Genomic DNA, 23068 nt, shown 5'->3' on the forward strand with positions numbered 1-23068 from the left:
AAGTTAGTTGAGGCGGCAGCGACCGATAGCGCCTCTAGCAAACAGGTCACATTGCGTGATGACCCAGAAGCCTGGTCAAGCCTTCCTTTTCCCACCGTTAGGAGCGTCAGGGGCCTTCTCAAAAGCATCGGCAACCGCTTCGCGCAAGGCGTAACCAACGGTCACGTCGCTCCTCGGAGCACCCGCCCCGGTGGTCTGGCTAACCATCTTCTGCAATTCGCTCTGCTCAGGTTCTTCCTTAGGATTTTTTACGACAGCCTGGTCAGAGACCCCTTTCGTCCCATCGATGATCTTAACCTCCGACTCTTCGACAGACGAATCATCCCCGGATGCGTTGGCGTTCCCTGGACTACCAGTGTCGGTGTCGGTGTCGGTGTCGGTGTCGGTGTTGCCAGTGTTCTGGGAACGCGTACTCAATGACGTGACATCTTGCTCAGTCTCAAGCCCATCCGGACTCGCTTCATCCCCAACCATTTGTGCGTCCTTAGATACTGCGTTCATCGATATCTCCTAGCTCATTTGGTTAGCGGATTAGGCGCTAATCTCCCCCCTTCGGCAAGGAGTGGGAACAACAGGACTTGGCGAATCTTCAGACACTTCACCTCGTCAGCAAGGCTCCATCAGCCAAGACTAGGGATATTCGTAAGCCATTGCTTTTCAAAGAAAACATCGGACTAACCCCTTCCTCATTTACTTCCAGCCTCAGCTCGGCATCGGCCATCAGTCCGCGAGAGTGTCAGGATTGCCCTGACTGGCAGCCACACACGGGCTCTGAGAGGGTTAGGCACACTCGGACAACGATGCGTTCGGAGCCGTATTGAAAATCCTGAACATCTTGGACTTAGAAGCGCCTGTATGGCTGCCCATCTCCCTGTCGCTGTTCTCCTCCGTTCTCGTGGGAGGGATGTACCTTCATGCACAGTTTGAGCTTCACGATCAACGCGCTTGCACAGGGCTCGAGGCGCTTCAAAACGACTCTTTCGCGTTTGAGAAGAGACTGTCCCAATGCCTGAAGGAAGGGCGCACGTTCCCCGCCAGATGAGCTATCCCGTTGAACAAGCCGATCCTTCGGTTCCGCGACCTGCAGGAACTCTGCCAGCCAAGCAAGAGACCTAGGCTCGCCACTGTGATCCGATGGGCTAACGGGTGTGGTATCCGCTTCATGTATGACGGAAGCGGTGGGATCTGGACGACTATGGACGCGCTCAATGAAGCGCTCGGCCTAGCCTCATCAACGCCGCATCTCGATCTGTACGACCCAAGTGATTTCTGAGTCTGAGTAGGCGACGGTCAATGCCCACCACCGTCCCCTGCTCTCGGGCTTTTCTTTAGCGAACTCAGCGTTGCACCGCCCTGGCGGTTCGCCATGCCGGCCACGCCTCGCCAATCACGTCCAATGCAGATTTTAGGAAGAGCAGGGCGATCACCGCGCCTGCTGCGATGTCCGGCCAGCCGCTTCCGGTCAGCGCAACGCCACCGGCAGCCAGCAGTACACCGATGTTGGCGGCGACATCATTGCGAGAACACTCAAAGGTGCTTTTCATGTTGATGTTGAGCGAGCGGAACCGCCACAGCATTGTCAGACACACCAGATTCGCCACCAGCGCAATGGTTCCGAACCCCAGCATCAAGCCGCTGGAAGGCGGCACGCCGTGGATCAGCTTGCTGACCACCTCCACCACGATGAAGACAAAGAAGGCCAGGATCAGCAGCCCCTTGGTGAGGGCCGCACCGGCCTCCCACCGCGCCCCCCGGTTCACTGCCCACAGGCTCAGGCCGTACACGATCGCGTCGCCCAGCATGTCCACTGCATCGGCCTGCAGGGCACTGGAGCGCGCCACGATGCCCGCGACGAACTCGATGAAGAACATCGCCAGGTTGATGATGAGTACTACCACCAGTACCCGGCGCTGCGCACTGTGGAGGGCCAAGGCTTCCAGCTCCTGACGCTTGTGACCGCAGCAGTGGTCCATGGGTGACTCCCGCCAGACTGTGGTCGGGCTTGAAAATGGATGGGGCAACCGTTATCAACCCTGTAGCCCCTACAAGGTCAAGCCCATGTCCACCCACCTCACCATCGGCCAGCTGGCTCGCGAGACCGGCACCAAAGCCGAAACCATCCGCTATTACGAGAAGATCGGCCTGCTGCAGCCGCCGCTGCGGTCGGAGGGCAACTATCGCTACTACGGCGCCCAGGACCAGAGGCGCCTGTCGTTCGTGCGCCGGGCCCGGGAACTGGGCTTCTCCATCGAACAGATCCGCGAGCTGATTGCCTTTGGTGAACAGCGAGAGCACGAGTGCAGTTCGGTGGACGATGTGGTGAAAGCACACATAGCGGACATCACGCGCCGGATCCAGGACCTGCAGGCGCTGCAGGGCGAGCTGGAGCGGATGATCGGCAATTGCCCGGGCGGCCGCGTGGCCGACTGCAGGGTGCTGGAAGCCCTTCAGCCGCAGCCTGCCGCTTGACCTTGTAGCCGCATCAAGGTTTACAACGCCGGGCTACTTCGCCACCGCGCGGCCTTGCCGCTCTGACGATCCATGACTCTCTTGCCCCATCCGCTTGCCCTTGCGCTGAGCGCCGCCCTGCTGTCCGCCGTTGCCGCGGCCAATGCACATGAACCGCCCGCCGCGCAGGACGACCACCACGATGAGGCCGTGGAGCTAGACGCGGTGGTGGTGCAGTCAACCCGGTCAGGGCGTCGCGTTTCCGATGAACCGATCCGGGTAGACGTCGTATCGCAGGAAGAGATCGAAGAGAAGCAGCTGATGTCGCCGGGCAACGTCTCCATGCTTGTGGCCGAGACGGCGGGCGTGCGGGTGCAGAACACCTCACCGGGCATGGGCGCATCCAACATCCGCATTCAGGGCCTGCGCGGCCGGTATACCCAGCTGCTGGCCGATGGCCTGCCGCTGTACGGCGGTCAGTCATCGTCCATCGGCCTGCTGCAGATTCCCCCGACAGACCTTGGCAGTGTCGAGATCATCAAGGGCAGCGCGTCGGCGTTGTACGGTCCGGCAGCGTTGGGCGGCGTGGTGAACCTGATATCGCGCCGACCGAAGGAAACCGCCGAGGCCGAAATGCTGCTCAATGCCACCAGCCGTGGCGGGCAGGACGTGACCGGCTACGCAGCCGGGCCGCTGGCTGAGCACTGGGGCCTCTCGGTGGTGGGTGGCTACCATCGCCAGGACCGCCAGGACCTGGACGGAGACGGCTGGGCGGACATTCCCGGCTACGAGCGTGCCACGGTCCGGCCGCGGTTGTTCTGGGAATCGGAAAATGGAGCGCGTGCACTGCTGACGGCAGGCGCAATGCGTGAGAGTCGGCTGGGCGGAACACTGCCCGGTCAACGGGCGCCCGACGGGCAGCCCTTCGTTCTCACGCAGCGCACGGAGCGCGTTGATGCCGGCGCGGTTGTCGACGTTCCAATGCGCGAGAGCGACCGCCTGCAGCTGCGCGCGTCGGCCATGTCCACCGATCACGACCACGGGTACGGCCCTACGCAGGACAACGACACCCACCAGACCGGATTTGCGGAAATCAGCTATGCGTCCGGCGTAGGCGCCACCAGCTGGCTGGCGGGCATTGCCGCGCAGCAGGACCGGTTCCGTTCCGCCCGATACCCACAGTTTGATTACCGCTACACCGTGCCCGCCCTGTTCGTGCAGGCCGAGCAGGCGCTGCGCGATGACCTTACGCTTTCCGGCAGTGCGCGCTGGGATGACCACAGCGCCTATGGCGGGCATTTCAGCCCCCGCGTGTCCTTGTTGTTCCGCCCTGACGAGTGGACCCTGCGCGCGTCGATCGGCAAAGGCTTCTATGCTCCTACACCCTTCGTCGAACAGATCGAGGCCGCTGGCCTGTCGCGCCTGGAGCCGCTCACCGGCCTTCGCGCGGAGATCGCTACAACCGGGTCCATCGATGCAGGCTACGTGCATGGCCCCTGGGAGCTGAACCTCAGCGTGTTCGCATCCGACATCGACCACGCGGTACGCCTGGTGGAGTCTGCGACCGCGCCGGGTGAACGTGTGCAACTGGTCAATGTGGAGGGCGTCACCCGCACACGGGGTAGTGAACTGCTGCTGCGCTACCGCTGGCAAGACATCACGGTGACCGGCAGCTATGTCTACACCGATGCGCGCGAACCTGGTGAGGAAGGCGCCGGCCGCCGTCTGGTTTCACTCACACCCCGGCATAGCGCAGGCCTGGTTGCCATGTGGGAACAGCATGACCGTGGCCGCATAGGCCTCGAGGCCTACTACACCGGCATCCAGGCGCTTGATGACAATCCTTGGCGTCGACGCAGCCGACCGTATCTGGAAGTAGGTGCACTGGGAGAAATCGTGCTGGGAAGAGTCAGCCTGTTCCTCAACCTGGAGAACATCCTCAACGTCCGCCAGAGCGGCTACAACCCGATGTTACGGCCTCGCCGCGCCGACGATGGCCAGTGGACCGTGGATGCATGGGCGCCGCTGGAAGGCTTTGTGGTGAATGGTGGTGTGAGGCTGAAGTTCTAGGGCATGGCCCAAAGCGGGAGGGAGATGTCCGCTTCAGGTCATAGGGAGACACACGACGACGCTGCGCGGAATGGCTATAGAACGGTTCCTCAGGGCTGCGGAACGGCTCCTAAGCGGTTGGGCTGCCGTGCAGGTGAAAGCCTTCGGTAGAGTCACCTGTCACCTACTTGCCCAACGTCAACCTGCCTGAGGTGTCGACAGCCAGTAAACGCGGCAGCCCCCTTGGAGTTCCTCCACCCGAACCTTTCGCGGGCTGGTCTCCAGCCGCTGGACTAGCGGCGTCTCGGCTTGTCCGACTGCACTCCAAGTCACTTGCCCGGTGAGCGCCGCCAAGTACGCAGATGCAGCAGTCACCCTTGGCTCTTCCTTTTGGCGTTCTTCGGACAGCGCGCGCAAGCGCGCAGAGTGTGTTCTTACTCTCTTTGACATCACCTTGATTCCACCTTGATCAAAACCTTGATAAAGCCTTGATGTCTTCCCAAGGCCAACTATGCCGCTGCAGCTTTGGCATCAGAAATTGACTCGTAGCCTTCAGCAAACCGGGCGCAGGTGTCTTGGTAGTCCGCCCACCAAGCTGAGGTCAGACGCGTATGGGGTCGGTAACGGAGCCGTGCTATCCCAAACATCGTCACCTCAAGCATGTGAGCGGGCGCGGAACCAGCCAGCCACCCCTGCCACTTGTATCGAGCCACTCCTTCTGAGCGACGGTCAGCAGATCGTTGGCTGCAGCCACGCATGCCCCATAGAGCCTTCTCTCTATGTCAATTCCATTCCAAGCGAGCGGGTGGATCGGCTCACCCTTCGGACCTTCGAAAAGGTACGGGACCCACTCAACGAGCCCGAGGCTCTCCAGGATCCCGAATCGCTGAAAGAACTTCTGGCCAGGGGCGTCTACACCCTTCAACCGGTGAGGATCGGTGGCAGCGTTCCCCCATCGAAGGTACGTGTTCTCGACCTCGTACAGCCAAACCACGTGGGCGCCACGCTGACCAATCTTCTCCCGCTTGAAGGCCCTCTCGGTCACCTTGCGGGAAATGCCGCCATCCTCTCGCAGGTTCTGCTGGGCATATAGCTCAACGAAAAGACGAAGGACCATGGGGTCTTGGGTCTGCCGAATCTTGGTCACTGGCGGGATCTCGGATTCGACGCCATCAACGACCGCATTTGGAAGCCAGATATCGTCGCCTTGGCGCTGGATCTTGTACTTCGGCTTCTTGCCGGGCTCGGACAGGACCACGCCTTGTTTGACGAGCGAAGCCACGGCGTCTCGCGCCGTAGTCCAACGTACACCCAGCCTTTTCGAAGCCGCCTCAGCGCTCCACTTGGTGGTGACATTGTCTCCGCCCGTCCCTCGAGCCAGAACAAGAAACGCAGCTCCCTCGTTGATACCAAGAGAGCATGCCTTCAGAAAGCTGTCGCGACCTACAGCAAAGAATCCTTTAGTTGCAGCCATTGATAGATCGCCCCTATTCAACTTCGCTATTTTCATCATTTTGGGCTGTCATACTCGCTCCAAACAAGTGCTACACCCGACCCGCCAAGCTAGTTGATAGGATCAGCCCGATAGGAGTAGTGGCTATCCACCATGACCATGGCGGACCGGCCTACGAAGGCCACGACAAGTCCGCAGGTACACGCCTCACCAACCTCCCCAGGGCACCCGTCCTCATGCAGGAGGTAGTGCCAGTTGATCTTGCCGATCAGATCCTTGGCCAGGCCGGCGCGGGTGATCAGGTCTACGTAGTCCACCTCCCCCTCTGCCGAAAGGACTTGGGGGACATCGCAAAGCAACATGGAATGGCTCCTTTTAGGGACTCCGAATACTGGACGTGGGCTGGCCTAGGCCGTTCCGCTCGCATCGCGCGCCCGCGTAAAGGCGTCGGAAAACTCCGACAACCCGGCATGCCTCGCGCGCATGCGCGTACTGGTCTCGAAACTCCGGGGTGGCGGCCGGCGGGCTCGCGCGCGTAAAGGCGTCCAGAAACTCCCGAGCCCTAGCGAATAAGCCACTGCCTTAGCCCCTGACTTCCCGAAGGACAGCGGCCAGCTGACGGAGCGCCTTCCGCTCCCCGCCCTTCCAGGCGTTCCTAGCCGCCTTGGCTTTTCCTTTGACGCTTCGCGGGCCGGTCGCCCGCTCCCACGGTCGCCACTTCCGGATTGCTTGCGCCTGTTGCCGGCGCCGCTCTGGGGTCCAGCCATTGCGCATCTGGGATTTCCTCCAATAGTTCGTTCGGCCGACTTTTTGTTCCCGCGCGCCCGGTCTCTTCCGGGACCGGCACGGGACTTTCCGGGGCAAGGTTGTTCACCTGCTGGTGGCCACCGGCAATGTTGGCCTGCTTCACGAACGCCACGGCTCTGGGGTTCTTGATCTCGGCCAAGGTCTCCAGAGTCGTCCGGCACTGGGACTGTGCCTTCAGGGCCAGCCGCATGTATGTCTCGGTCGCCCTCAGGTGGCTACCCATGTTGAGGGCCGCTCGCCGACTCATCTCCAGAAATACCGCGTTGAGGGCTATGGCCTGACTGGTGAGAAGTGAGTCGGCCTGCTCGGTTCCTCCACGCTTAGCTCGCTCCACGGCCTGTTGGGTAGCCTCAACCAGTTCGCCTATCTCCGAGCCCTTAGCGAATCCGGAATGCTGAGCGAACAGGAGGGCCAAGAACGCGTTGCTGTTGACCCCGTCTACCAGTTGCTCGGCATGGAGCTCCTCGTCCGATTGGCCAGGCCGGCGGGTGATCTTCAGCTCGGCGATGCTTGGGTCCATTGGGTACTTCCCCCTCAGTTGTCTCGCTCAGACTGCTGGAGCTATGTGGACGCCGCTGGACGGTCCAACGCGCGCGTACTGGTCTCAGAATCGGTGGTAGTCGGCCTACGGCCCGGGCCAGCCGGCTGGTGTACGATCCGCCCAAACAGGGGAGGACTTATGGACAGACTGTTCCCGACCGCGCTCGCCTTTATGGCCCTCTTAGCAATGTCCTGTGTCACCTACGCCCAGACCTATGAGGGAAAGGAGGGAGTCCTGTATGCCTGCGTTCGAGATGGGTTACGGACGTACACCTCTACACCCCTATCGACTGACAGTGGATGCCGGACCATCAAGTACCGCTGGGTAGACAAGCGCCCTGTACAGCCTGATCCGCCCGGGACCTTTATGGGCTACAAGTGCTCCTCAGACTGCAGCGGGCACAGGGCAGGCTATGCTTGGGCCTCAGAGCAAGGCACATCCTCGGTGCAGAACTGCCGAGGGAGCTCCAAGTCGTTCGTGGAAGGCTGCATGGCCTATGTGACATCCAAGACCAAGCGCAACGGCGCCAGGACCAACTGAGGCATCGCGATGGACTGGAAGACCAACAACTACGATCCCCAGAAGAGCTGGGACGCCATGAAGAGCGAGGCCTTCAACCAGCGCTACCCAGAGGGGAAGGCTGGCGGCAGATCCATCGCCCTGGCCATCATTGCCGTCCCCCTGGGTCTCGCCGCAGTGGCTGGGCTGGTGTACTCGGTTCTGACCTTCTTCGGCGGCTAACGGGCGCCGGCCGTCTCAGCCTTCAGACGCTGAGCCAGCTCGACCACCTCGTTGTCGTCCTCTTCCCTGCCAATCTGCAGCAGCGCGTTGATCTGCCCGGCAATGTCGCCGCTATCCCGCTCAGTGTTTCGGGCGAGCCAGCGGACCGTCTTGGGATTGGTCATCATTCTGGCGAGCAGGTTGTTGGCACCTGCCAGGGCTAGAGTCGACGCGACGGTGATTGCGGCCTGGCCCAGATTTCCCTGCAACGCATTCTGTCCAGCGATAAGCCCTGTGCCCCCAAGCGTCACGCCGAGGGCGGTCTGTTTGGCTGTGCCCGGCGGGTTAGCGAACACCTTGCTGCCGCTGCGGATGGAATCGGCCATCCTAGCCAGCTTATTTACGTTCTGGACGTAGTCCGTCCCGAAGCGCGCATTACTGAATAGCTGCTTCTTGGCTTCGGGACTGATGTCCGCCCAGTTGCTCAAGAACGTCTCCATCGAGAAAGCATCGCCGGCAGCGTTCTGGTTGGCTTTGCTAGCGCGCCCCATCCGTTGCAAGAAGGATGCACTGACGTCAGCACGCACCTGAGCAGGGAGCGAGTCCATCACACGCTTCAGGGGAGTGGCGCCATTCCGTGCGCCAGTGAACATGGCCTGGTAGGCAGCTTCCGGGCCCCCTTCCTTTTGAACGATCTTGCCGATAGCGTCCAATCGCTGCTCCCTGAGCCGGTAATAGTTGTTGGCTCTAGCAAACGCCTTCTTGGCCTCCGGCGTCGTGGCGGCAGCCTCCATGTCTCGAGAAAGCGCCGCGTACAGCTTCTTCCACTCAGCATGGGCAGCGTCACGGGTCAGGTACGTCGCCCCGACTTGCTTGCCAACCTTCGAGCGCAGTTCCTTAAGGGCCTGATACGGCAGCGTCCCGTCTGCCATGTTGCCCAAGGTGGTGCTCAGGTTCTGCTCAATGTCAGCTCGGCTCGGCACCGGCTCCATCACAGTCATTCCCAACGACTGCCTGCGCGCATTCCTCTCCGCAGCCTCCTGAGCTTGTCGCTCTAAGTACTGTCTGTAGGCGGCCGCATTCTCACGCATCCCTGGGCGGCTGAGGACTGATGCACCACCGGTGGTATCGCTGACCAGCGCGCGCTCAATCTGCTTGAGAGCCGCCTGATCGAACAGGTGGGAAAGCTCGGGTGCTCCATTGATCGCAGCATTGATTTCCTGGAGCGCGCCTCGGGCATTGGAGACGGGAACCATTTCACCGGCAGGGAGATGGCGATCCAGTTCGCTATACAACCGATCCGAAACCGACTGGGTTCGATCAACAAAGCCACCAGGCCCGTAGATTCCCTGTTGCACGTTCGTTCCGACCTGAGTTGGAGTCAGGTCCGCGCCACCGGCCGATATCCTGTTGGACAGGTCATCTGTGGCGTTACGTGCAGCGGCCGCCTGATCGGCCGCGCGCTGGGCAATCTGGCCCGAGCCACCCGGAGTATTGCCGAGGTAGGTTTCAAGGGCGCTAGCACTACGATTACCAGTGGCTTGCCCGACACTCGGCGAGGTGCCAGAAGCAGCGAAGTCGTCAATCATGCTCTGCACGCCCGAGGCGTCATTCCCCCTCGCCGCCCGGCGCGCGATGCCAGCCGCCGCCGTTGGCACTGTGCCAGTGGCGCTGACACGACCAGCTGTGGCGAGACTGGCAAGTCCGCTCAAGGTGCCAGGTGCAAATCCACCGGCCAGACCGGCCAACAGCTGATTGCCTTGAGTGCCGCCCGCCTCTCGCGCAACAGAAGAGGCTCCTGAGCCAGTAGCAGCAGACACGGCCTGCAGGACCGGCTGAGCAGATAGGAAGCTGGCAAGTTGGTTCGTGACCGGGGCCGCTGCGCTACGGCCTAGGTTTGCCAGCGCGTTAATTCCGCCGCCGATACCAAGGGTCAATCCGGTTCCGGTCAGCGCCTCGCCCACGTCGCCCAACACGCGGTCGCCAGAAGTTTGAGCCCTCGGAAGGCCGAGACGGTCAGCCAGAGCTAAGGCTTCCTCACGGTAGGGACGAGCCTCCTGCATTCCCACAGCGCGCGCGATGGGATTGGCCACGTAGTTGTTGAAAGCATCGCCACCGACAGCGCCGAGCAAGCCGCCAGCACCCTGCAGCACCGAACGAGCGCCATAGGCAAGGTCGCGACTAGGGCCGTATCGCCATCCGTCCGGTGCAACTTGGCTGCGCTGACCGGTGGACGTCGCAGCTGCAGTGGAGCCCGCAGGTTCCACCAGCTCACCAGAGAATCGTGGTTTGCTCTTAACCGGCGAATCTACCGGGATTCCATCGAAACGAGCCATTGCTTACCTCTTTCGGTAGGTTCGACCATCGTCCGGGTCGATGTAGAGAGAGCCGCTGGGAAGAGCCTTGAAGTCCGCATCCGTCTGAGGGCGCGCAGGGCCAACAGGCTGCTCGGGACCGCTACTGACGCTGCCAGTGACCCCGGAGAAATCGGCCATGCCCGTGCCGCGTACCGGGTCGTACCCGTACTGGCGTGCGATCTCCTGGTACTTGCGGGTTGTCCCGGTGATCCGCCCTTCCGCGTTGGTCGCGAGCTGAGCGGCTTGGTTGAGGAAGTCCTGGCGCTGTGTGGGATTCAGCCGCTGGCCACTGATGGCCTTGTTGTAGGCATTACGCACCTGATCCGGAACACCCGCAGCGTTCTGCGCATTGGCAAATTCCTGCTCGCGTACTACTGAGCCCGGGTCCAGCATCTTCATGAACGCGAAGATCAGGCTCAGGTCACCGGCTGCACTCGGCTTGCCGGCCGCCGCCTGGACGTTTCGATACATGGACAGGACGCCCTGATCTTCCTTGAGGTTCTGGGTCACCTCTTTGCGGAGACTCTGCTCTCCCGCAGCAATGGCCTGCGGGGATGAGTTGTCGGCCGGACCTCCGGGGATGGGTGCCAACGCATCTCCCTGATATACGTACCCTTGTGGCGCCTCACGCTGCCTGGGCGGGGTGTACCCCATCCTCCCGGCGGCGGTCAGTTGCTTGTCAGGCAGAATGACATTGTCCAACGTTCCGCCAGCGGCAATATCGGCCTGTGCAGCGGCGAGCTCGTCCGGATTCAAATCCGACCCGAGACTGTAGCGATTGCCTGCCGGGCCTACTCCAGTGGGCGACATCACAGGCTGCTGCCCCGGGCCAGGGAGATCGCTCAGCTTTCGCTCGCGAGGGTCCCAGATCATCTTCACGCTGCCGCCCATTCCATCAGGCATATCGACCATGTTGGCGTTGGCCGGCGCAAACGGCACTTCAGCCAACACCTTACCCGTTGCATCGAAGCGCTTGGATCCCGGCGAAAGGGTGAACTGCTCGCCCTGGGCTGTTGGTTGACCAGCAGCGACAGCCAGTACCTGATCGACAATCGGCATGACCGTGGCCGCGTCGAAGTCGTCAGGGATCTCAGCGCCAAAATTTCGCTTCAAGTACGGAACGGCGCTGCGGTAGATACCAGCTTGCATCTGCGGATTGCCAGCGAACTTAGTGAGCGACTTCGCCAAGCCAACGAGCTTGTCTTGCTGTCGATTTCCTTCGGCCTGATAGGACTGCGCGGTCTTCGGATCAAGGGCAAACGCCCGATCGGTAGCGGGCAAATCTCCCGCGATGACCTTGGGTGCCAGCTGCTGCAACTCTGCCAGCATGTTGCGCTGCGTGACTGCCTTTTGGCGCTCAAGACCGTTCTGCATGCCTTGAGCAAAAGATTCATAGAAGGTGGCCATTAGATTCGGGAGCTCCGTCTGTAGTCGCTTGGCTGCGATTGGGAAGGCGCGCCAGGCGCACCTTCATCGGCAAAAAAAGAAGGCGGCAGCTCTCGGGGGCTGCCGCCTGGACCCGCCCTTGGGGGGACGTGGGGTCCTACTAGATAGGTCGGGATCTGGGTGTTTCTGACTCCCGCGTCCACTGGCGTCCACATGGGTCTACTACTCGCAGGAAGCGCCCATTGCGGCGGCAACTCTCCGGCTGGCGCGGCCCAGCCATTCAAGTAGGCGCCTCTCAGCCGACTGCACCTCGACACGAAACCGCTGCTCTTGGCGGGCGTGGCACTTGGCCGACTCCCGATAAGACTGCTGCTGGCGGCCGGCCAGCAATCTCCGGACCGCTTCCAGCGAAGCCCAGTCTGGGTGTCCGCACGCAGTCATGTGCCGACAGACCAACGGCCAGCTTCTCTCGTCACCGATGGCGTACAGCATCAGCCAGGCGCCAAGTGGACCGTCCAGCTGGGCATCCGCTAGAGCGTGCAGCACCAGCCTGCTCTGCCCCCTGACAGGCGCGGCCTTAAACGATCCTTGCGCCTTCCAGCTCCGTAGCTGGCGAGTACGATCAGCCGCAGCCGGCGAGCGCATCAATGCCTTCTGATCAAAATCCAGCACCGATTGGCGATCCTTCGGGCTGAACCTATCCAGAGCCTGCTTACGGGCCGCCGCCTGCGTCGGCAGGTACTTGGATGCCGCCTGCTCAATCGAGTGCACCCGATGGATAGGCAGGTACGCACCGTCATCCGGGCAGCACTCCTCGCTGGAGCTCCGTCTCGTCGCATGCCGGATTGTGGGGCGTGTTGGCGCCCCGAAGCCAAACGCGCCAGCGATGCTCCTCACCACCAAATCAACTGCCTCGTCCTCCAGCAGCACTACCTCCAAGTACCGCTCATGGTCTCGAGATGCCATGGGCGGCCTCCCAGCGCGACCCGTCCGGCAGACGGACTACTCCGCCTGACGAACCGGTTCGCGCTTCTCCATGGAGGCGTCCAGAAACGACCACCGTGGCTTGAAGCCCTAAAGCCAATGCCTTGGAGCAAGAAGAGCGCGCTCCGCTTGGTATATATCTAGAAGGGTGTACGCATAGCGACCTCGGGGCACTGTGGATAACCGCCTGACTGGCCTGCATTGCGACCTCGTAGGTCTCTATGTGGGCCAACTCAAAGCGGGATTGGCCTGCATAGCGACCACATTGGCCCACATAGCGACTACCCATTGCGATTCCTCCACAGATTCGGTGGAGTTACGGTCGCTGGCTCAAGGTGCTTTTCGGACTCATCGACGGCGTAATAGGTCAGCGCATACAGGCTGCACATGTTCTTGCCACCTTTGCGCGTCTCGATGATCCAGCCTGCGGCGAGGAGCTCAAGCTTGGCGCCGTGCACGGTCGCCTTGCTCCTCCAACCACGGGTCGAGAGCATCGACCAGGGGATGCTCAAATCGCCGTTTTTGCCAGGCCTGTACTGCCGGGCCAGTTCCAGCAGCAGCTTTACGGCGTTACCAGATAGCTGGCCGAACTCCGGCGAGTCGGAAATCCTGTGCTCAAGCATCAGGAACGGCGCGCCCTTCGACCGCCCTACGAGCTTCTGGCGCCGCCTGTCAGTGTTCTTCTTGGGTTGCGCCTGGCCATAGCTTGCGCCGCCCTCTGGAGACCGCTGGGCGCGGTCTTGGCTTGTACTGTGCATGTGCCCCCCAAGGGCAAGGAACACGGCCTCAGCCGCGCTTAGGACGTTTGGCTCTACAGGTCGTCCCTGCGTCCACGTGACGCCAAGTCTTCTTCTTGCGGATGCACCTGATAGTTGAACTATTCACGCCGTAGCGGCGCGCCCAAACCTTGGTTGGAACGATTCCCACCGTGCGCAGGACAGCTTCCACCTCTGCAACGCTGAGCTTGCACTGGGAGGAGGGGCTGCCGAACTTGGCTATGTTCCGTGCGCGTTGAAGTCGGCGATTCTCCGAACCAGTCACCAATTGCAGGTTGTCCAGCCTGTTGTTCGACGCATCACCGTCGAGGTGGTCCACCTCCATCCTCTTGGGTACAGGACCGTGGACGGCCTCCCACACGAGCCTGTGGGCATACCAGGTTGTGCAGGAACCACCTGCCCGGCGGTGAATGACCCTGATGTACCCGTCACGGTATCTCCGGCCTACTGTCCGCCCGCAGGCGCTCCATAGCTCCCCAGTACTCGGCGAGACGAGGAGACCGCTGGCGCAATGCAATAGCCTGTCAGTCGCGCTAGGAAGCATTTGAGGCCTCCCAACCGATCTGCTGAGAGCTGCACCAAATGGCTGCATGCTGCTCAAGGAGAGGCTTGCGCTCACGATATGGCCTGCCCTGCCCGATCCACACCGCGTTCTGCATCCTGAGCTCTTGCTGCAGCTTGAGCTGGTTTGTGGAAAGCGAGTCCTCACAGACGCCGCCAAAGACCCCAGTGATGCAGTGATTCACGAGTCGATGCTCGGTGGCGTAGTCGTAACCCTTCGGGTCCCGGCCCAGCCCAACTAGCGTGTCGTGCAGGATCCGGCACATCACGGTGCCTGCAACGCGCTTTGCCATTGCCGCATCCTGCCTAGTGCCATTCGAGAGGAATGCCGCCGCGAGAACGTCGGCCGCCTGCTCCTGGAACAGAATCACTCGCTCCCTGATGGCAGCCTTCACCTTGTTAGGGTTCACTGTGGCCAGCCAGAACGGGAGCCTAGACAAGGGCAACGCCTGCATCTGGCGACCTTTGCCATCACCGGCAACCATCCCCCTTAAGGCAGACAGTTGCCGGGCCAACACGGGGTGAGATTTCAGCTTCTCGAGCTGCTTGGACCAATCCAGCCCCATGCCTTCCACGATGGGCCGCATGGCCACAAAGGGTTGTCCCTGATGGAGACGGCCGATGAGTTCGGCACCGTGGAAATCGACGTGCACGATTCCAGTGGCCATTAGGCTGCCCTCCCCTCTTCACAACGGGAGTCGATCCAGCACCGCACCGCCTCCGAGTCCCAGGCAGACAAGCGGGCAGCCACTCGAATCGGGCGGGGAAACCGGCCTTCCTTCGCCATCTTGTAGATGAGAGAGCGGGACATGCCGCAAGCGGCGATCACCTCTGGCAGGCGCATTAGGGTTCGGCCCTGAGCGGCCACGCGCCCAAGCCGGATAGCATCGGAGGTCATACCGAGGTCTCCTTATGCTGAGCCCACGCCCGGCGAGCCGTGTCCGGCACCCGGTACTCGGTGAGGGAGTAAGCGCCGTAGCTGTCACGCCTCCGAACGCTGACAGCGAGAAGGAGCCCGCGCTCGATCAAGCCCCAGGCATCCTTACGGCCGGGCTTGGTCTCGGCATGGGGGTGATCTGCGGTCCAGCCACCGAGGTCCAGCAGACGTCGCTGATCTGGGCTCAGATCGGAGAAATCGAATCCGCTCATCGCACGGCCTCCAGTCTGGAGGACAGCACTCGCTGGAGATCGACCTCAGGGATCAGGGATCGAGTTCCAATTTTGACTGAGCGGATCTCGCCCGCTTTGATCAACTCGTAGAGGGTCGTCCGACTGACGCTGAGCCGGCGGCAGGCGTCGGGGATTCGGTGGAGCAGGGGGTCGAGAGCGTTCGTGGAAATGACCATTGTCCGTACCTGTTAGATGGGTACGAACCGGCGTCCGCACCCGCCCGGCCGTGTCCGGGCGGATGTAAAACTAAGCACACAGCATCTCCACTAGAAGGGCCAAATGAGGCCCTCATTTTGTTCCGGCCGTATTGCGACACCTCTACTTTCCGGAAGATTTCTCCGCCCCTGAATTTTCCTGCATCTGTGCCGCATCCTCATTCGCAGCCTGAACTGCCAAAGCCTCTATATTTTCCTTGGAAGCCCAGGCTCGAGCGTTCGGCAGCAGAGTCTTTCGGATGTCATCAACCTCGACTCTACGCCCGACTGGAAACGCCGCGTCGCACATGTCCCCGTAAGTGATCTTGTCCCCCGTGAGTCGACGCCAGTGATCCAGTACAAGCAGTGGCACGTAGCCACTCTGTATCCAGCGGGAATAGTCCGCTCGAGAGAACGGGCGCTTGGCCGCACGATGACTGTCTAGCTGTCTCATCGCCGCCAGCCACTTATCAAAGTCCTGCCGAATGGTTGCATCTGGAACGCTTAGATCAATCGCGACAGCCCTATTGTTGGTCAAAGGCAGTGCAGACTTAGCGAACTCAGGGGAGTCACGGAGCGCGACAAAGAACGGTATACGACCGAATTCCTCATAGGTCCGGACCTGTTCCTTAGCTTCCAGCCACGCTTCGTAATCCGCACTTAGCTCACATTCGATGACGCGTCGAGAGCTACCAACCAATTCCTGGGAACCCTCCAGTTTTTCTAGACGCGCTGCCATTTGCGCGACCGTCCAATTGGTGATCGATGCAACGCTCCCAAAGGCGTAGATCTCTGGGTTGGAGGCATACTTTTCCTTCCACCACTCGTGCCCCTGCCTTCCCAGGCTCTTCTGAAGTGTGCTGAACATCTTTTCGAGCTCCACTCGATGCTCAGCGTCATCCTCTACAACAGAGTGCAGGATCTCGCTGACGTCACTCACGATGGAGAGCTCAACCAGGAGATTCAACCAGTCCTCGGTAGCGAAGTCCGTCAAATCGCCGTAAGCATTCAGATCGAACCAGTCGGGAATTCGGCTGGCGGATTTCGTGCGGGCCACGTAGTTCCTCCTCAATTGAAACTGCCTCTTACCGAGGCCCTATATCCATGGGTGACAATTCAAAGGCGGGATGATCAGACCTATCAGGGATCAGCGACCGGACAGGAACGTTACGCCTTCCTGCGTACTCCTCAACACTGACAGAAGACAGGTCGGTGAGTGCTGCCTCCAGTTGGTCCATTGTGTAAACCTCTTCAACACCCTTGTCAGCGCACATACCGCGAAGCAAGGCCTCTATAAGCGGCGATCCGCACCCAAAGAAGCCCTCTAAGATCCCCTTGTGTACTTCCCCAACGCTACCGCCGTGAGCCTCAGCCACGGAGCAGACAATATCGGCGAGATGGGCACTCCCGCTAGTGCGCGGGTCCGCTGCAGCCGCCCTGAGAGCTTGGAGGAAGGCGATGCAGCAGACCCTCCCAACCTCCCGGCCCATCAGATGCCCACGGGCTTCCGGCATCCTCCAGTAGTCGCCGACCTTGGCATGGCTCTGGCGGTAGAAGGGCAAGCGATGGATGGGGTTTGCACGGGTCCGATTGAATCGGACCGGCCGCCTGAACCTACTTGCATTACTGGCCATGGTTGCCCTCCTGGCTATCTGTGAAGCGTTTCATGACGGTGGCAACGTCCTTCTCCCATTGGTGCATCCATGCCTTTGCCCTTCGCCGCGCGGTCGAAACTGAAATAGGGCGTCCGGCCTGTGCAGCCTCCTGCAGCATCCGTCCTGAGATACGCGTCAAGTTGTCCAGATCAGCTTGGCGGTCTTTGGCAGCCAAGGCTCTGTCCCTCGCCTTCTGCTGGCGACGCAATCGACTTTCAGCCCTCTTAGCCGCTGCTTCCGTCGCTAGTCTGTCTCTCTCCAGGACAGACTTAGGAAACCCGAGTGGGAGCATCCGGTCCGTATCCGAGATAGCGGTCGCGTACCAATGCACGCCTTGTCGGTAGTGATAAAGCGGTTCCTTGAAGAGGTCTGGCCATCCGAGCTCAAACGGTTCTTCATCCAGCGGATGCCAACCTAGCTCCCTGCCACGAGTGAGGAGCCTGGCTGCAGAAACGGACTCAACAATCACTTCACCGCACTCGCCGGGATAGCAAAGCCGGAACTTGTGGTCGATTCGAGCAGCAAGCCAGTCTATGCTGCAGAGCTGATGTCCGATCAAAGTTCGGATCGGTACGCCAGCTTCAAGCAGCGCCTCAATACGGACTTCGAGTACATCCTTTTCCTGCGTAGCCCTCGCTACAGTCGAGCTGAGCATCACAGCACCTCCTGCATCGCGTTTCCTGCAGCAGAAGCCCGCTCGCGGATCATGCTGATGGCAGCAGCTATCGGAGCCGGGAAATCTGCCTCGAACATCGATTGCTCGTTGAAGAGCAGTTGGCAGATCCCCTCAATGTCACCCATGGCAAGGCTTGCTGAGTTCAGCGCCTGGAAAAGGGCATCTTCCCTGCTCAGGGCCGCCGACTCGCCTTGATTGCGCTTAGCCATTGGCGCGCCCCCAGAATTCGAGGGCCAGTGCGGCGGCGAAAAGTGCGAGGCAGACTCGGTAGGTATTGAGGTCGTCGTGGGCGCTGAGCCAGCCGTGGCAAGCGCGGACGATCCTGCTGCTGGCCAGTACGGCCGGAAGTGTGGGCCGGATTTCGGCCGAGCGCGCCCGTTCAGGCGCAACAAGTACAATGCTGCAATCCATGATCGACTCTCCAATAGTCGGTTGTGGTAGGCCGAGCTAGGGGTTCCCGCCCCTTTCTCGGCCGCTTTGTTTATGCCGCTGTGCTTCTTTTTCCGGCCCTCCTTAAAGGCCTATCTCCGGTGATTAGGCGCGCTTGGCTTTGAAGGCCAGCACGTTCGGTTCTGTAACGCGCAGCTGGTCGAGATAGTCAGACCAGGCCTGCATCATCTTCCGGCGTTCCGGCAGGTGGGTTGCCCGGTTGTAGGCCCGCCCAAGCGGATCCTTTACGGCATGCGCCAGCTGATGCTCGATGTAGTCCGGGCGATAGCCAAGCACTTCGTCCAGCACGGTTCTTGCCATCGCTCGGAAGCCATGGCCAACCATCGTGTCTGAGTCGATGCCAAGGTTTCGCAGCGCCGCGTTCAGCGTGTTCTCGCTCATTGGCTTCAACGCGCTGCGGACGCCAGGGAAGACAAATTCGCTCCGCTTCGTATACGGGTAAAGCTCCCGCAGAACCGCAACGGCCTGATCGGACAGAGGGACGATGTGCGGCGTTTTGGTCTTGCTGGTGACGTAGCGCCACTCTGCTGCATCAAGGTCGATGTCAGCCCACTTCGCCTGCCTAAGCTCACCCGGGCGGACAAACACCATCGGGGCTAGCTTTAGAGCGGCTTGCGTGACTAGCGCTCCTTGGTAGCCCCACAGCGCGCGCAGGAGGCCACCTATAACGGCGGGATCGGTCACACTGGCGAAGTGCTTGGTCTGAGGCTGTTCAAGCGCTCCTGTGAGGTCCTGAGCGGGATTACGGTCTGCACGACCCGTAGCAATGGCGTAGCGGAAGACCCGCCCAGCATGCGCGCGGGCGCGATGCGCGGTTTCTACGACACCGCGCTGTTCCAACTTCCGCAGTGCAGCCAGTAGCAAGGGGGCCGTGATGTCCCCAATAGGCAAGTCCGCGAGCCCAGCAAGGTCCTTCTCGATCAGACGACGCTCACGCACGACCGATCCAAGAGAAAGGCCTTCCTTCGTCCGCTTGGCGAGCAACTCCAAGCCGATGGCTCCGAAGGTGTTCGCGGCCCGCTCCCCTTGCGCCGCCTTCTCGACCCTCGCCACCTGAGCGGGATTGGCTCCGCCGCGCAGCAGCGAGCGCAGACGGTCGCGCTCGACGCGTGCAGCCTGCAGCGACATCGACGGGTACTCATCGAGCGTGACGATGCTGGCCTTTCCCAGATAGCGGTAGCGGTAGCGCCACACCTTGGCTCCCGAGGGGCGCACTTCAATGCACAAGCCGTTGGCATCAGCCACACGGAAGGGCCTGGCCTTCGGCTTGAGCGAGCGCAACTTGGTGTCGGTCAGCATGTGAGTCGAGCGCCTGTGAGTCGTCTAGGGGCGTCTAGCCCGCTGACACACAGCCTGACTCACTTTTTTTGTGGATGCAAGTGGATGCCGCTGGACAGCTATGGACGCCTCGCAGGGCTTAAATCAAGCAAATCAAGGGTTTTTCGGACGTCTCTGGACTTCGCTGGACGTCAATGTGGTGGGCCCACCAGGATTCGAACCTGGAACCAAGGGATTATGAGTCCCCTGCTCTAACCGTTGAGCTATAGGCCCGGCGCAGCCTCACAGTGTAGTGAGGCCGGCAAAGGGTTTCCACTGCGCGCCACTACTGCCCCAGGCGCTGCATCAACCGATCCAACGGCGCACGGTTGTGGTATTCACCGCGCAGGCGGCGTTCGCGCTCATCGCACTGTCCGTTGTCGGCCACTACCAGGTCGGTGCCGCGCAGCAGTACTCGCGTCGTGCAGCGCCCCTGATGCAGATGCAGCACGTCCTCATCCTCCTCTGGTGCAGCGCGACCCAGAACCCGCGGCGCCGCTCCCTCGTGGTTACCGGGCACGCTCAGCTCGAATGCGTCCCCCTTGGCTGCGATGTCGATGGCATTTCCGTCACTGTGCTCCCAATGGGCGACCCAGTCGGTCAGGCTGGTCTCGACGTAGCTGCTGGTTTTCATCACGCGCGACTCCGGCGCCCAGCCCACCACCTCTTTGCTCGGCGAACGTGCTTTCACGCAGTAGTAGCTGTTCCAGCGGTCGCCGATCACCAGGCCGGTGCCCAGTTCCATCTCCTCACCACTGCGGCACCCATCCCGTTCCTCGTCCAGGCAGCCTTCTGCCTCGCCCAGCAGCAGCACCTGCCCGGCATCGACCACGCGGCCTACGACATAGTCGAACTGGCTGCTGAAGAAACTCTCGGCATTGCACGGCGGTGGTTGTGGAGTATCCGCCCAGGCAACCAGCGGTGACAGCGAGAGCAGCAGGATCGGCAGTTTCATCGGCATTCCATTGACCAGTGCGAAAACAGGACACGCATCCTTTCCCGTCGCGCGCGACGCGGACGAACGCGGGCAAAAAAACAGACCCCGCTTGCGCGGGGTCTGTCGGGTGCTTCATATGCAGCGGATACCCGTCAATCGATATCCAGGAAGCTGCGCAGCTGCTCCGAGCGGCTCGGGTGACGGAGCTTGCGCAGGGCCTTCGCTTCGATCTGGCGGATGCGCTCGCGGGTCACGTCGAACTGCTTGCCAACCTCTTCCAGCGTGTGGTCGGTGTTCATATCGATGCCGAAGCGCATGCGCAGCACCTTGGCTTCCCTCGGGGTGAGGCCGGCCAGCACGTCGCGCACGGTTTCAGACAGGTTGATGTTAGTGGTGTTCTCGATCGGGGACTCCACGTTGGTGTCCTCGATGAAGTCGCCCAGATGGGAATCCTCGTCGTCGCCGATCGGGGTTTCCATCGAGATCGGCTCCTTGGCGATCTTCATCACCTTGCGGATCTTGTCTTCCGGCATGTCCATTTCCTTGGCCAGCTCCTCCGGCGTAGCCTCGCGGCCGTACTGCTGGAGCATCTGGCGGGAAATGCGGTTCAACTTGTTGATCGTCTCGATCATGTGCACCGGAATACGGATGGTGCGCGCCTGGTCGGCGATCGAGCGGGTGATCGCCTGGCGGATCCACCAGGTGGCGTAGGTCGAGAACTTGTAACCGCGACGGTACTCGAACTTGTCCACGGCCTTCATCAGGCCGATGTTGCCTTCCTGGATCAGGTCGAGGAACTGCAGGCCGCGATTGGTGTACTTCTTGGCGATCGAGATCACCAGGCGCAGGTTGGCCTCGACCATTTCCTTCTTGGCCTTTCGCGCCTTGGCTTCACCGTAGGCCATGGCACGGCTGATTTCCTTCAGCTCTTCCAGGTCCAGCTGGGTCAGCTTCTCGATGTCGATCGTCGCCTGCTGTTCGGCGATGATCTGGTCCTTCACTTCGCGCAGGGCCGACGACCACTTCTGCTTGCGCTTCAGCGCGTCTTCCACCCACTCCAGGTTGGTCTGGTTGCCTTCCCAGGAACGGATGAAGTCCTTGCGCGGCATGCGGGCGGTGACGGTGGCCAGGTTCAGCACGCGGCGCTCATGGGCCTTGATCGACGCCATGGTGTCGCGCAGCTGCTTGGTCAGCACGTCGGTCAGCGGCAGCGGCAGCTTCAGGGTGACGAACACCGCCGACATCTCTTCGCGCAGGCGCGGCAGGTTCTTCTTGTCGCCCTTGGTCGCGGCCTTCCTGAAGGCGTTGAAGGCATCGCTCAGCGCCTGCATGCGCGCAGCGACTTCCTCCGGATCCGGACCGGTCGGCGCGGCTTCTTCATCGCCACCCTCGACATCATCGTCCTCGTCCTCATCGCCTTCGGCGTCGGCATCGCTGCTGTCATCGGCAGCGGCCGCCGGCGGCGCCGGCTCTTCGTCGACCAGGTCGTTGAAACCGACGATCACTTCGGCCAGGCGCTTCTTGCCTTCCTTGTGGGCTTCGTAGTCGGTCAGCAGCGACTCGACCGAGACCGGGAACTGGCCCAGGGCGGCCTGGACCTGCGAAAGGCCTTCCTCGATGCGCTTGGCGATGGCGATTTCGCCTTCGCGGGTCAGCAGCTCGACGGTGCCCATTTCGCGCATGTACATGCGCACCGGGTCGGTGGTACGGCCACCTTCGGTGTCGAGCGCGCTCAGCGCGGCGGCAGCTTCCTCGGCCGCAGTGTCATCGACTTCGCGGTTGCCGGTGTTGCCATCGTTGAGAAGCAGGGTTTCCACATCCGGCGCAACTTCATGGACATCGATGCCCATGCCGTTGATCATGCCGATGATGTCTTCGATCTGTTCCGGGTCGACCATGTCGTCCGGCAGATGGTCATTGACTTCGGCGTAGGTCAGGTAGCCCTGTTCCAGGCCCTTGCTGATCAGTTGCTTGATTTCGGATTGGGCAGGACGTTCGTTGGCCATGTAGTGCTCGCGCCACCGGCTAGGGAGAAATAGGGAACGTAGCATTATACCAGCCCGGGGCCCCGCCTGCCGGGCGGTGGTCCCGGCGGCCTAGGGCCTGAGAAGGAAGGTCACGGGACCGTCATTGACCAGGCTGACGACCATATGGGCACCAAATCGGCCCGTTTCCACCCCTGGCGCGTGATTTTCACGACAGATCTCGACAAATCGATTGAACCCGCGTTCAGCCTCGTCCGGTGGCGCGGCGCTGGTGAAGCTCGGGCGCATGCCCGAACGGGTGTCGGCCGCCAGGGTGAACTGGCTGACCAGCAGCAGGCCGCCACCGGTGTCGCGCAGCGACCGGTTCATCTTCCCGGCCTCGTCGGCGAACACCCGGTAGCCCAGCAGGCGCTCGGCCATCCGCCGCAGCTGGGCCTCGGTGTCACCCGGCTCCATGCCGACCAGGGCCAGCAGGCCGGGGCCAATCTGGCCCACCGCCTCGTCATCGACATGGACGGCAGCCTGGCTGACACGCTGGATCAGGACGAGCATCGTAGGCTTCCAATGAACAGGGCCGGCCACGATAGCAGCGCCCTTGGCTA

General features: G+C 61.5%; 26 protein-coding genes and 1 tRNA gene. 3 read left to right on the top strand and 24 right to left on the bottom strand.

All coding sequences use genetic code 11. The features are described from left to right. Positions 1-75 precede the first annotated feature (75 nt). Both ACYKG1_RS18960 and ACYKG1_RS18965 read right to left on the bottom strand, forming a co-directional pair. Positions 76-501, bottom strand: a complete 426-nt coding sequence (locus tag ACYKG1_RS18960; protein ID WP_154264528.1) for a hypothetical protein — start codon at positions 499-501, stop codon at positions 76-78. Between the two features lie 836 nt (positions 502-1337). Beyond that, on the bottom strand, positions 1338-1973 hold the full coding sequence (locus ACYKG1_RS18965; protein ID WP_154264529.1) for a cation efflux transmembrane domain-containing protein: 636 nt from the start codon (positions 1971-1973) through the stop codon (positions 1338-1340). Here ACYKG1_RS18965 and ACYKG1_RS18970 point away from each other — a divergent pair. Together ACYKG1_RS18970 and ACYKG1_RS18975 are read left to right on the top strand one after the other, a co-directional pair. After that, positions 1972-2469: a MerR family transcriptional regulator gene (locus ACYKG1_RS18970; RefSeq protein WP_478471113.1), complete on the top strand. Its 498-nt coding sequence runs from the start codon at positions 1972-1974 to the stop codon at positions 2467-2469. The two genes, ACYKG1_RS18965 and ACYKG1_RS18970, sit on opposite strands and share 2 nt — an antisense overlap. Positions 2470-2541: 72 nt before the next feature. After that, positions 2542-4518: a TonB-dependent receptor plug domain-containing protein gene (locus ACYKG1_RS18975; RefSeq protein ID WP_154264531.1), complete on the top strand. Its 1977-nt coding sequence runs from the start codon at positions 2542-2544 to the stop codon at positions 4516-4518. A gap of 628 nt (positions 4519-5146) precedes the next feature. Here ACYKG1_RS18975 and ACYKG1_RS18980 read toward each other — a convergent pair. The 3 genes from ACYKG1_RS18980 to ACYKG1_RS18990 form a co-directional block, all read right to left on the bottom strand. Beyond that, entirely contained in the window at positions 5147-5779 is a 633-nt protein-coding gene (locus ACYKG1_RS18980) for a hypothetical protein (RefSeq protein WP_478471114.1), read from the bottom strand. Positions 5780-6060: 281 nt separating this feature from the next. Then, complete coding sequence (locus ACYKG1_RS18985) at positions 6061-6312, bottom strand: hypothetical protein (RefSeq protein ID WP_154264533.1); 252 nt, start codon at positions 6310-6312, stop codon at positions 6061-6063. A 293-nt stretch (positions 6313-6605) separates the two neighbouring features. Beyond that, positions 6606-7277 (bottom strand): hypothetical protein, encoded by a 672-nt coding sequence (locus ACYKG1_RS18990; RefSeq protein WP_154264534.1) that lies wholly within the window; start codon positions 7275-7277, stop codon positions 6606-6608. 570 nt (positions 7278-7847) lie between these two features. Here ACYKG1_RS18990 and ACYKG1_RS18995 point away from each other — a divergent pair. After that, the gene (locus tag ACYKG1_RS18995; protein ID WP_154264535.1) at positions 7848-8039 is read left to right on the top strand and encodes a hypothetical protein; all 192 of its coding nucleotides are present in this window, start codon (positions 7848-7850) and stop codon (positions 8037-8039) included. Here the strand turns inward: ACYKG1_RS18995 and ACYKG1_RS19000 are convergent. The 19 genes from ACYKG1_RS19000 to dtd form a co-directional block, all read right to left on the bottom strand. After that, positions 8036-10354: a hypothetical protein gene (locus ACYKG1_RS19000; RefSeq protein ID WP_154264536.1), complete on the bottom strand. Its 2319-nt coding sequence runs from the start codon at positions 10352-10354 to the stop codon at positions 8036-8038. The two genes, ACYKG1_RS18995 and ACYKG1_RS19000, sit on opposite strands and share 4 nt — an antisense overlap. Before the next feature lie 3 nt (positions 10355-10357). After that, positions 10358-11782, bottom strand: coding sequence for a hypothetical protein (locus ACYKG1_RS19005; RefSeq protein WP_229655253.1), 1425 nt, complete (start codon positions 11780-11782; stop codon positions 10358-10360). Between the two features lie 201 nt (positions 11783-11983). Further along, a complete protein-coding gene (locus ACYKG1_RS19010; protein WP_164171490.1) occupies positions 11984-12700 on the bottom strand; it encodes a hypothetical protein in 717 nt (238 codons plus the stop codon). 326 nt (positions 12701-13026) lie between these two features. Next, a complete protein-coding gene (locus tag ACYKG1_RS19015; protein ID WP_154264537.1) occupies positions 13027-13503 on the bottom strand; it encodes a hypothetical protein in 477 nt (158 codons plus the stop codon). A 28-nt stretch (positions 13504-13531) separates the two neighbouring features. Next, positions 13532-14113 carry an HNH endonuclease signature motif containing protein gene (locus ACYKG1_RS19020; RefSeq protein WP_154264538.1) on the bottom strand — a complete coding sequence of 194 codons (582 nt, stop codon included), beginning with the start codon at positions 14111-14113 and terminating at the stop codon, positions 13532-13534. After that, a complete protein-coding gene (locus tag ACYKG1_RS19025; protein ID WP_154264539.1) occupies positions 14055-14750 on the bottom strand; it encodes a phage antirepressor N-terminal domain-containing protein in 696 nt (231 codons plus the stop codon). The genes ACYKG1_RS19020 and ACYKG1_RS19025 overlap by 59 nt, the downstream gene beginning before the upstream one ends. Then, entirely contained in the window at positions 14750-14980 is a 231-nt protein-coding gene (locus tag ACYKG1_RS19030) for a helix-turn-helix transcriptional regulator (protein ID WP_100439968.1), read from the bottom strand. The genes ACYKG1_RS19025 and ACYKG1_RS19030 overlap by 1 nt, the downstream gene beginning before the upstream one ends. Then, positions 14977-15231, bottom strand: a complete 255-nt coding sequence (locus ACYKG1_RS19035; RefSeq protein ID WP_154264540.1) for a hypothetical protein — start codon at positions 15229-15231, stop codon at positions 14977-14979. Before ACYKG1_RS19035 ends, ACYKG1_RS19030 begins: the two co-directional genes overlap by 4 nt. Further along, positions 15228-15428: a helix-turn-helix transcriptional regulator gene (locus tag ACYKG1_RS19040; protein ID WP_019338908.1), complete on the bottom strand. Its 201-nt coding sequence runs from the start codon at positions 15426-15428 to the stop codon at positions 15228-15230. The genes ACYKG1_RS19035 and ACYKG1_RS19040 overlap by 4 nt, the downstream gene beginning before the upstream one ends. Positions 15429-15570: 142 nt before the next feature. Further along, positions 15571-16503, bottom strand: a complete 933-nt coding sequence (locus tag ACYKG1_RS19045; protein WP_154264541.1) for a DUF6387 family protein — start codon at positions 16501-16503, stop codon at positions 15571-15573. Positions 16504-16531: 28 nt separating this feature from the next. Next, on the bottom strand, positions 16532-17080 hold the full coding sequence (locus ACYKG1_RS19050; RefSeq protein WP_418080898.1) for a hypothetical protein: 549 nt from the start codon (positions 17078-17080) through the stop codon (positions 16532-16534). Beyond that, positions 17070-17756 carry a hypothetical protein gene (locus tag ACYKG1_RS19055; RefSeq protein ID WP_154264542.1) on the bottom strand — a complete coding sequence of 229 codons (687 nt, stop codon included), beginning with the start codon at positions 17754-17756 and terminating at the stop codon, positions 17070-17072. The genes ACYKG1_RS19050 and ACYKG1_RS19055 overlap by 11 nt, the downstream gene beginning before the upstream one ends. Further along, positions 17756-17986, bottom strand: coding sequence for a hypothetical protein (locus tag ACYKG1_RS19060; RefSeq protein ID WP_071227852.1), 231 nt, complete (start codon positions 17984-17986; stop codon positions 17756-17758). The genes ACYKG1_RS19055 and ACYKG1_RS19060 overlap by 1 nt, the downstream gene beginning before the upstream one ends. Then, the gene (locus ACYKG1_RS19065; protein ID WP_154264543.1) at positions 17979-18188 is read right to left on the bottom strand and encodes a hypothetical protein; all 210 of its coding nucleotides are present in this window, start codon (positions 18186-18188) and stop codon (positions 17979-17981) included. The genes ACYKG1_RS19060 and ACYKG1_RS19065 overlap by 8 nt, the downstream gene beginning before the upstream one ends. Positions 18189-18311: 123 nt before the next feature. Next, a complete protein-coding gene (locus ACYKG1_RS19070) occupies positions 18312-19526 on the bottom strand; it encodes a tyrosine-type recombinase/integrase (RefSeq protein ID WP_154264544.1) in 1215 nt (404 codons plus the stop codon). A 176-nt stretch (positions 19527-19702) separates the two neighbouring features. Next, positions 19703-19778, bottom strand: a tRNA-Ile gene (locus tag ACYKG1_RS19075). A gap of 52 nt (positions 19779-19830) precedes the next feature. Then, positions 19831-20499 carry a hypothetical protein gene (locus ACYKG1_RS19080; protein ID WP_478471115.1) on the bottom strand — a complete coding sequence of 223 codons (669 nt, stop codon included), beginning with the start codon at positions 20497-20499 and terminating at the stop codon, positions 19831-19833. A gap of 134 nt (positions 20500-20633) precedes the next feature. After that, positions 20634-22487, bottom strand: a complete 1854-nt coding sequence (rpoD, locus tag ACYKG1_RS19085; RefSeq protein ID WP_100474042.1) for an RNA polymerase sigma factor RpoD — start codon at positions 22485-22487, stop codon at positions 20634-20636. 90 nt (positions 22488-22577) lie between these two features. Next, the gene (gene dtd / locus ACYKG1_RS19090) at positions 22578-23018 is read right to left on the bottom strand and encodes a D-aminoacyl-tRNA deacylase (protein ID WP_049401012.1); all 441 of its coding nucleotides are present in this window, start codon (positions 23016-23018) and stop codon (positions 22578-22580) included. Between the last annotated feature and the right edge of the window lie 50 nt (positions 23019-23068).

This window comes from Stenotrophomonas sp. 85239_Sma (genome assembly GCF_056481725.1).